Below are 9,493 nucleotides of genomic sequence, written 5' to 3'. Positions count from 1 at the left end.
TGAGCTGGACAAATCGACGAAATAATAAATCGCGAGCCAGTTGTTTTTCACAGGCTGGATCACTGAGGTTGTACCAGGTTTGTAATAGTAGGATCTTGAACATAAGTAGCGGTGGAAAGGCACGCTCACCCATGGGGTTGCTATGGATATTGACCATTAAGGCTTCACACGCTGACCAGTCAATTAGCTCTTCAACCCCATCTAATTCATTGAGTGCCGGATGGGGGCAGATAAATGCATCAGCGAGTGAGGTCTGTGAGAGGTTTTTCCATGCCATGTGATAAGATCCAGTAATATGTAATAACATGTTGACATTTTAACATACAAGCGATTTCTTTGCAGATTTATAGTGGTTTGGCAAGCTTTTCTCGTGCAAAGGTCTCCTCTTAAACAAAATTAAAACGCTTACAGAATTAAATATAAACTAAAACAATTGGTTATCAATTATAAGACTTACAAAGGTTGTATAGCATATGTTAAGAGAAACATCACTACAAGATCTACCCAGCTACAACATCGGCCATAAATTCGGCAAACTGGAAGGAATGCTAGAAGGCAAACTGGAGGGCAAACTAGAAGGCAAGATTGAAGGCAAACTGGAGGGCAAACTAGAAACCATTATCGAAATGATGGCGTTTGTAGATATGCCAATTGAAGAGCTCGCAGAAAAGCTCAATGTGCCAGTGGACGTGGTTTTAGCCCACCTAAACAAGATAAAAAACAACCAGCACATCCACTAATGAACTGCGCATATCCAATCAATACACAAGCTTTCCCATATGCCGGAATTAAGCGCGATGGCGTTGAGATTTTGTACCCATCTATACTCCCGCGCACGGCGTGGGAAAAACAAACCGCTTAACAATGTCGGCTCTACAAACTAGCCCTTATGCCTCTTGGTTGCTTGTTATCGGTTTTACCTTTATGCTTTTGGGCTGTCAAAAAGCCCAACAAACTGAGACCCAAACAAGCAATAAATCCCTTGATTCGCAACCAGGCCTGGTGCTCTCAGTGCCGCCTTATGAAATGCCCTCGCAAATCCAATTGCGCTTTGAACCGCTTGTTGCCTATCTAAGTCAAATACTCAACCAGCCTGTTCATCTGCATATCACCCACAGCTACGAAGAACAAATAAAACGCCTCGCTTTAGGTGAAGTGGACATGGCCTATATGGGTCCTTCCGCTTATATTAAAGCGCGGGATAATTTTCAGCCAAACCACCCAGAACCGATCAAACTGATTGTTGCCGAAGCGCCCTATCGCGCGGCGATTATTGTTCACCAAGATAGCGACATCAGCCAGATTGACCAACTCAAACACCACAGCTTTGCCTTTGGCTCCTACCACTCCTACAGCGGTCATTTTGTAGTCAGGCAACTCTTGCGCCTTGAACAGATTTTCCTGAGCGACCTACAGTTTTACAGCTTTCTGGGGCGCCATGAACGGGCGATCATGTCGGTTGTTCACAAAGATTTTGATGCCGCCGCCACCACCGAAGGCTTAGCACAGCGCTTTATCGACCTTGGGCAACCGATTCGAATACTCCACACCTCCGAGTTTCTCGCCCCCACGGTATTGGTTGCGCGCGCAGGGCTAGACCCACTCATCATCGACCAACTACGTGACGCGTTACTCCTGCCAGACCCTACTCAAACCCCTGACGATTTTTCGCAACATTTTTACGAAGTCGATGACTATGACTTTTTAGAAGCCAAACGCATTCTCAATCTAATCGAGCGCTAAACCCAACAAATAAAACGTCATTGCGAGGCCGAAGGCCGTGGCAATCTCCAGCAGACTACGCACGCCCTCAAGAGATTGCCGCGTCGCTTTGCTCCTCGCAATGACGAGTTTTTCTAAATTTAACGACAGTGGCGCTAAACCATTGCAAAATGCAATACCCGTTGCATTTTGCTTGCACAATCCTTCCATTAAAAATACACAATAAACACAAAAATCAACAACTTAACTTTTGGCACGCTTATTTCTACTGTTAAGCTGGTTTTGATGCTCACACCAAACAAAAAAGCTCAATAGAAGCTAACTAAAGGAGGAGCGGTTGAAAGACAGCACGGCATGGCCCGCTGACCGAACACCACTAACGTGATCCTTCAGAACCACAATTTACAATTAAATATAAATCAATTGTGATACTAAAAAATAACTAGGAGATATAAATGAAAAAGACGTTAATTGCAATGGCTGTTGCATCACTAGCCGCTACCCCAGTAATGGCTGACAAAAAATCTGACCACAACTTCTTTGGCCAAGCTAAATATGAAATGGGCATGGTTAAAAATGCTAATGGCGATAATCAATTACAAAACTCTTGGTATGGAACACGTTTTGGCGTACATGGTTCTGAAGATTTAGGTAATGGTATGAAAGGTATTTACCGCGTGATGGGTAACGTAACTTCTGGCGCTAATGGTCCTACACAAGCAAATAACTTCGCATTCAACGAGGAACTATGGGCTGGTGTCGCTGGTGACTTTGGTACCATCCGCTTTGGACGTTCAGACCATGCCCATAAACTTGCAGTGCTACCTTTCCGCGCATTTACCGATACACTAGCTGATGCTCAGGCCTTTAATGCGGCGCGCTGGGGTCGTGAAATGGGTGTTCACTATCGCACTAAAAACATGAATGGTTTAACTATTAATGCCAATGTTGCGGCTACAGGCAATGAAACTGATGTAAACGCTGGAATTAGTGCAGTCTACTCAACAGGTGATTTAAGATTTAGTGTATCTTATGACTCTAGAGGTTCGGACACAGAAGACGATAATTACTCTGCTGGCATTTATTACAAAGCGGGTGCACTTGGAACAGGACTTTTATATGAAAGCCTAGATGGTGGCGATGAAGTTCAAATCACTCTACCAGTAACCTATCGAATTGACAACACAACACTGAGAGCCGCTGTTGTGCGTCTAGATGAAGACGGTTCAGATGCAACAACTAACGTGGCAGTTGGTGGAATTTATCACTTCAGCAGAAAGACTAATATCTTTGCTAACGTATGGACTGTAGGTGATAATGACGACACTCATTTTGGTTTTGGTATGCAACGTAGTTTCTAATTTAACTCCTAGTTAAATTGGCGCTGTACCCTGCTCTTTCTTCCTAGGAGCAGGTTCGACTTGGGTTGAGTAGTGTCCTCTCAAGTCACAATTTCAAACTCATAGCTAGTTTGTTGTTTTTCATTAGTTAATTTGGCCAGACTTTGTTCTGGCCTTTTTTTTGAAAGACCCTTTTTTGATATTGTGCAAAAATGTAGTTTTCTGCTGGAGATTGCCGCGTCGCTGTGCTCCTCGCAATGACGGGAGGTTGGTTAGCTAACCTCGTTCCCACGCTGTGCGTGGGAATGCAGAACGGTTTAACCTATGCAACAACGCTCGAGCCCAAGTCTAAAGCGCTCCCACGTACAACGTGGCAGAGAGACCGGGTCTATGGCCGCCGCTTGGATCCTGCAACTTCGCGCAGGATGACAGAGCAGGATAAGGAGGTTTGTTTTGCAGAAAAGCAAGCCGCATGCTATATTTGATTTACCAAATTTTTTATTTATTTTAAACTCACAAAAGGATTTTTATTATGTTCAGAATGATGAAATCATTATTTTTAGGTGCGGCGCTGGTTGCGCCCACCTTTGCTATGGCGGATGTGGTTAAGTTTGATAAAGTCACAGACAATGTCTATGCCTTTATCGGTGAAATCAACGACCGCACCAAAGAAAACCTCGGGCTCAATGCCAATATTGGTTTAGTCGTCACCTCGGAAGGCGCGGTGATTATTGATTCAGGCGCAGGCCCGCTTTCAGCGGCGGCGATTGAAAAAGCAGCTAAAAAAATCACCGATCAAAAAATTGTCGCGGTATTTAACACTGGCGCACAAGATCATCGTTGGTTAGGCAATGACTACTTTGCTAAAAAAGGCGCGCAAATCTATGCGATGCAAACCACGGTAGACACCCAAATTAAAATGGAAGCGTCTATTTTGAATCGTATCAAAAGTACCGACCCTATTTTCCATGACCAAACCCCCTTCCATGCGCCCCGCCCATTCCAAGGTACGGATGCAGCTGTTCGCATCGGTGGCGTAACCTTTGAAGTTAAATACTTCAACGATGCCCACTTCCCAGGCGATGCGGTAGTTTGGTTACCGAAGCAACAGGTTCTGTTCTCAGGCGATCATGTGTATGTTGACCGTTTATTAGGTGTTCACCCTCACACCCATGCGGTTAAATGGCTAGACGCTTACGAGCAGATGATTCAATTACCCGCTAAATACATTGTACCCGGTCATGGTGAGGTATCCGACAAGGCAAAAGTCCAACGCGAAACCGGTGATTATTTAAAACAAGTGGTTGAAGCCGTTAAAGAAACAATTGATGACATGGGCGCCTTGGACGATGTATCCCCTTCGCGTGATTGGTCACAATTTCAACATCTGCGTCATTTCGATGGCTGGCACGGTCGTAACATCAGCAACACCTTCCAACGCCTAGAAATGGAATCAATGTAATTCGACACGTGTTATTATTAAGACTGGAGCTTATAAAATAAACGTCCCAACTGGGACGTTTTTGTTAACCCGCATGTTTCATAATATGCGGGTTTATAAAGGACTAAACCTTGAACCCTTTTTGGCGAACACCTACGCTTTCCGGCTTGCTTAATTTCTACCTTGGATTAGGCTTAACTGGCTTTACCCTTTTAGCCGCCCTGTTTTTTCATCAGATTGTGGCCCATACCCTTGAAGACACCCTGCGCGACAAGGCGCAGGCGCTGTCTGAGCAACTTGCCCTGATGACATTGGATTCGGTACTGATTCGTGATTATGCGGTGATCGAGCGTTTTGCTGATGATTTGGTTCACCAATCACAAGATATTGTTTATCTTCGTATTTCAACGCTTGAAGGCGACCTGTTAGCCGAGTCCGGCATCAAACCGCAAGACTATGCCAGCCAGTATTTACAACAAACCACCCCGATTTTATTTATCAACCGCCCGTTGGGCGAAATTGAATTAATTTATTCACGCGAGTTAATCAATAGCACACTGAATAAAATGATGATTCTGGCTTTTCTCGGGTTACTTGGCCTGCTAGTTTTACAATCTTGGCTAATAAAAAAACTGCTTGCCGCCAAATTGATTCAACCGATTGAGCAGCTACTTTCTCGCTTAAATCCACTGCATTCCTCCCTCAACCTCACCCCGCTTTCACTCAAACACGCCCCCAAGGAAGTTGAGGCATTGAACGGCATTTTTAATCAACTGCAACAAGACATCAGTAGCCATATTCAAGCGCTGGAACAGGCGCACCAATTCTCTAACCAAATGACCGAGCGTTTGCGCGACGCACAACGCCTCGCGTCGATTGGACAAATGGCCGCAGGCTTGGCGCATAATCTAAACACCCCGCTTGCCAATATTATTGGTTATGCGCAAATGGTTCAAGGCACAACACACGATGCCACGATTCAAAAACGCATGCAAATTATCGAGCGCCAAGCCAAAACCAGCGCCGACGTTGTTAAAAGCTTGCTGAATGCCTCTCGCAGCCCAAAAGCGGAATTAGTCACGCTTGAAGGCGCGGCCTACTTAACCAGCTTTTGCGCATTGGTCACGCCGGTTCTCAAACAAAAAGGACTCAGCCAACTTCACCAGCAGGTTAATGCGGTTAATTTTATTGCCGATGGCGGCATGCTGGAACAAGTTTTATTTAACCTATTTGGTAATGCGGTTGAAGCCCAAGCGACTGAAATAACCGTTAAATTAACCTCAAAACACCACCAGGCCTGGTTGCACATTATCGATAATGGCAAAGGCATACCCGCTCAATTGCAAACCACCATTTTTGACGCCTTTGTCACCAACAAACCGAGCCATGAAGGCACAGGCTTAGGCTTATTTGTCGCCAAACAAATGATTGAAGCCATGCATGGACAGATCGAACTGGTAAAATCCCAACCTGGGCATACTGAATTTAAAATCACCCTAGCCACTGAGTTGAACAAACAAACGGATCAAACGATAGATGATTAAAAGCAAACCGATTTTATTTGTAGTCGAAGATGATCAAGACATGGCCGATTTATTAGCCGAACTGGCAACTGAAGCGGGCTTTAGGGTTGAGGTATTTTTACAGGCACAAGTCGCCCAAAAAGCCATTCACCTAAACCCGCCTGCAGTAGTTTTGACCGATTTACGCTTACCGGATGGAAACGGCTTGGAGGTATTAGAAACCACCAAGCACGCCAGCCTAGATACCCAAGTTGTGTTAATTACCGGCTATGCTACCCTGCAAGATGCGGTGCAAGGATTTAAGCAAGGTTTGTATGATTTGATTACCAAGCCATTCGACATTGCGCAAATGAATGCCTTATTACAACGCTTGGTTGACCAAGTACAGCATCGCAAGGCATTAATTAAGCTACAAACCCGCCTCGCCCAACTTGATGACCCCCAATTGCAACCCATCTGCCAAAGCCCGCAAATTAAAGCGGTCTATCAACTCGTTCAGCAAGTCTGCCAAATGGATGTACCGGTACTCATTGAAGGCGAAACGGGTGCAGGTAAAGGCGTACTCGCCAAATACATTCACCAACACAGCCCACGCGCTCAAGGGGCTTATTTTGAACTCAACTGTGCGGCCGTACCGGCCAACCTGATTGAGTCAGAATTGTTTGGCCACGAAAAAGGCGCGTTTACGGGTGCGACAGCACGCAAACTGGGTTTGTTAGAACTCGCGGATGGCGGAACATTATTGCTAGATGAAATCAATAGCATGAGTGCAGAGGTTCAGGCCAAAATGCTGCATTTTTTGCAAAACCAAACCCTGATCCGTGTCGGTGGTCAAAGTACCATTCAGGTGAATGTTCGGTTGATTTTTGCCAGCAATCAAACCCTGCAAAGCTTAGTGCAAGAAGGCACATTTCGCCAAGACTTGTACTATCGGATTAATGTTTTCCCGGTTAATTTACCGCCATTGCGAGAACGTCCTGATGACATTCAAGCCTTAGCGGAATTGTTTTTGAGTCGGTTTTCCAAGAAATTCAACAAACCCGTTTCACAAATCAGCGCAGAAGCCTTAAGACTACTCAAACAATACGACTGGCCGGGCAATATCCGTGAGCTGGAAAACATCATCCAGCGCGCGGTGGTGTTAGTCCAGGGCGATTCGATTGAACCCGCGCATATTCCTCAAGACCTGCGCCCCGCGCCATCAAAGATTCTCATCGCACCCGGTTTAGCGATTAACCCAAGCACAAGCCTTGAAAAACTGGAGCAACAATGGATCGACTATACGCTAGAACGTTGCAACGGCAATAAATCGCAAGCCGCACGCGAGCTAGGTATCGACGCCTCCACCCTGCATCGTAAACTCAGCAAATTGACAGCCTCCACGCACTGAATATAACTCACACAAGGAATTAACATTATGTTTTTTGCCGCCCAGCGCTACTTTGGTTACCCCTGGTTTTTCATTTCCAGTGCGCTGATTCTAGTGCTCATATTTTCGCTCAGCCACTGGAAACTGCAAGTTTTATTAGTGCTGGGTTTAGCGTTGGGAGCGAGCCTCAACTATTTTGTGTTTGGCTTTACCAGCGCATGGCGTCGATTTTTAGTCGAAGGACGCAGCCTAGGGATTCGTGCGCAGATTGTGATGTTGCTATTAGCCAGCCTTCTGTTTGCGCCACTCATTCTGCTTGAGCAAATAGGTGAACAAAGCTACCAAGGCTTGGTGCGCCCGATTAGCCTGTCGGTGGTAGTGGGGGCATTTTTATTTGGCATTGGCATGCAATTGGCTGGCGCCTGCTCATCGGGCACGTTTAACCGTGTGGGCCAACTCGTTCCCGTGTCATTTATTACCTTTATCTGCTTGTTTATAGGTGGCTTAACAGGGGCTTATTTTTATGGTCACTGGGTAAACTGGCCGACCCTCGCCCCCTTTTCATTTTTAGATCTGTTTAGTGGTTTAGGGTTATTGGTGGGGCTGGGATTACTGGGTTTGGTCTACTGGCTATTAATAAAAGGCGAACAGCAACGCCATCAAAGCGTTGAAGCTTTATATGCGCAACACAACCAGGCCTGGTTAGGTTTTGCACGCCATCCGTTATTGATTGCGGGCGTGCTGTTAGCCTTGCTTAACTTCTCGGTATTTATCATTTCAGGTCAACCCTGGTCTATTGCGTCAGTGTTTACTATCTGGAGCATTAAATTTTCTGAAATGATGAACTTAGGGTTAGACTGGCGTTTTTGGGATATTTCTGTTTTATATGAAACGCGTATAGAGCGCCCGCTATTAGATGATCCGGTCAGCTTGACGACTATCGGCGTGATACTGGGCGCACTGCTCGTCACGCTTTATCATGGCGCTTCCTCCAAAGCGCATGGCTTTAGCCTTTCGGCGTTAAGCAAGGGCATTATTGGTGGATTACTCATGGGCTTTGGCGCCACCCTGTCCTATGGCTGTAATATAGGGGCGTTTTTTAGCGGCATTGCCTCCGGTAGTCTTCATGGCTGGCTCTGGATTATTTTTGCGATAGTCGGTAATATCGTTGCTCTTAAATTGATAATGAAGCGTTAAAGGATAAACATGCCAATCGACGACAGCAAAGGACAACTCAGTATTATTCAAACCAAAGGCACGCTGGACTGGGCCTATCCGCCGATGATTTTAGCCAGTACCGCTTGTGTCATGGATAAAGAGGTAAATTTATTTTTTACTTTTTATGGGTTGCGTTGTCTGCTTAAAAACACAAACAGCTTGCGCGTGTCGCCCGTGGGCAACCCCGCTATGCCGATTCACATGCCCTTTGGCCCAAGCTGGCTACGTCAGCCAGACTTTAGGCAAAGCGTGCCGGATTTAGTCTGGGCACTGCCTGGCATGACCCGCTTTGCAACTTGGGCATTCAAAAAACAGCTTAAGAATCAAGGGCAACTCTCTTTTGCAGAACTGCGCGATCTCTGCCTTGAAATGGGCGTAAAAATGACCGCCTGTGAGATGAGTATTGAGCTGATGGGATTTAAACACACGGATTTCATTGAGGGCATCGACTATGCCGGTGCCGCCACCTACTTTGCCAACAGCCCACAAAATCAGAGTTTGTTTATTTAACCAGCGCTAGGAGCTATTATCTAGGAGCCTGTCGGACTAATCAAACAATAATATGCTAAAAGACGATATGTGTTAAAATATGCCCATATTACTTATGAGATAAAAACAATGAGTCGCTTTCGCCCAATAGACCGCCTTAGCGGATATCTTCTACCGCCAACCTTAGATGAATGGCTGCCTGATGACCATCTTGCACGTTTTGTCGTCGAGGTCGTTGACCAGCTTGATTTAACCCAAATTGAAAACAGTTATGGTTTGCGCGGTAGTAGCGCCTACCACCCCAGTTTATTAATTAGCTTGTTGGTCTATGGCTATGCCACCGGTGTATTCTCCAGCCGCAAAATAGAACGTGCCACCTATGAATCGGTTG

10 protein-coding genes are annotated in these 9,493 nt (G+C 45.7%); 9 read left to right on the top strand and 1 reads right to left on the bottom strand.

The window, feature by feature from the left end; all coding sequences use genetic code 11:
* A partial coding sequence (locus NA59_RS11895) for a transposase (protein WP_044413020.1) occupies positions 1-277 on the bottom strand: 277 nt, incomplete at its 3' end.
* A 196-nt stretch (positions 278-473) separates the two neighbouring features.
* On the opposite strand from NA59_RS11895, the gene NA59_RS11890 reads away from it, so the two are divergent.
* From NA59_RS11890 to NA59_RS11845, 9 genes are all read left to right on the top strand, one after another.
* Positions 474-740, top strand: a complete 267-nt coding sequence (locus NA59_RS11890) for a hypothetical protein (protein WP_044413018.1) — start codon at positions 474-476, stop codon at positions 738-740.
* Between the two features lie 124 nt (positions 741-864).
* Positions 865-1,743, top strand: coding sequence for a phosphate/phosphite/phosphonate ABC transporter substrate-binding protein (phnD, locus tag NA59_RS11885; RefSeq protein WP_044413015.1), 879 nt, complete (start codon positions 865-867; stop codon positions 1,741-1,743).
* Positions 1,744-2,177: 434 nt separating this feature from the next.
* Entirely contained in the window at positions 2,178-3,083 is a 906-nt protein-coding gene (locus NA59_RS11875; RefSeq protein WP_044413009.1) for a porin, read from the top strand.
* Positions 3,084-3,594: 511 nt separating this feature from the next.
* Positions 3,595-4,524, top strand: coding sequence for an MBL fold metallo-hydrolase (locus NA59_RS11870; RefSeq protein WP_232504090.1), 930 nt, complete (start codon positions 3,595-3,597; stop codon positions 4,522-4,524).
* A gap of 110 nt (positions 4,525-4,634) precedes the next feature.
* Positions 4,635-6,047, top strand: coding sequence for a sensor histidine kinase (locus NA59_RS11865; RefSeq protein ID WP_044413006.1), 1,413 nt, complete (start codon positions 4,635-4,637; stop codon positions 6,045-6,047).
* Positions 6,040-7,416, top strand: coding sequence for a sigma-54-dependent transcriptional regulator (locus tag NA59_RS11860; protein ID WP_044413003.1), 1,377 nt, complete (start codon positions 6,040-6,042; stop codon positions 7,414-7,416). Before NA59_RS11865 ends, NA59_RS11860 begins: the two co-directional genes overlap by 8 nt.
* Positions 7,417-7,443: 27 nt before the next feature.
* Positions 7,444-8,592 (top strand): YeeE/YedE family protein, encoded by a 1,149-nt coding sequence (locus NA59_RS11855; RefSeq protein ID WP_044413001.1) that lies wholly within the window; start codon positions 7,444-7,446, stop codon positions 8,590-8,592.
* Positions 8,593-8,601: 9 nt separating this feature from the next.
* A complete protein-coding gene (locus tag NA59_RS11850) occupies positions 8,602-9,123 on the top strand; it encodes a DsrE/DsrF/DrsH-like family protein (protein WP_044412998.1) in 522 nt (173 codons plus the stop codon).
* A gap of 108 nt (positions 9,124-9,231) precedes the next feature.
* Positions 9,232-9,493, top strand: a 262-nt coding sequence (locus NA59_RS11845; RefSeq protein WP_198401112.1) for a transposase, incomplete at its 3' end; no start/stop codon positions are given.

It is taken from the genome of Thiomicrospira microaerophila (assembly GCF_000934765.1).
Taxonomy (GTDB): Bacteria; Pseudomonadota; Gammaproteobacteria; order Thiomicrospirales; family Thiomicrospiraceae; genus Thiomicrospira; species Thiomicrospira microaerophila.
The sequence above is the reverse complement of the archived record's forward strand: the minus strand, read 5'-3'. Positions and strand labels throughout refer to the sequence as shown.

Coding starts and splice junctions, on each gene's coding strand:
- NA59_RS11875 (WP_044413009.1), top strand. CDS start 2,178: ATGAAAAAGACGTTAATTGCAATGGCTGTTGCATCACTAGCCGCTACC.
- NA59_RS11850 (WP_044412998.1), top strand. CDS start 8,602: ATGCCAATCGACGACAGCAAAGGACAACTCAGTATTATTCAAACCAAA.
- phnD (WP_044413015.1), top strand. CDS start 865: ATGTCGGCTCTACAAACTAGCCCTTATGCCTCTTGGTTGCTTGTTATC.
- NA59_RS11870 (WP_232504090.1), top strand. CDS start 3,595: ATGTTCAGAATGATGAAATCATTATTTTTAGGTGCGGCGCTGGTTGCG.
- NA59_RS11855 (WP_044413001.1), top strand. CDS start 7,444: ATGTTTTTTGCCGCCCAGCGCTACTTTGGTTACCCCTGGTTTTTCATT.
- NA59_RS11860 (WP_044413003.1), top strand. CDS start 6,040: ATGATTAAAAGCAAACCGATTTTATTTGTAGTCGAAGATGATCAAGAC.
- NA59_RS11890 (WP_044413018.1), top strand. CDS start 474: ATGTTAAGAGAAACATCACTACAAGATCTACCCAGCTACAACATCGGC.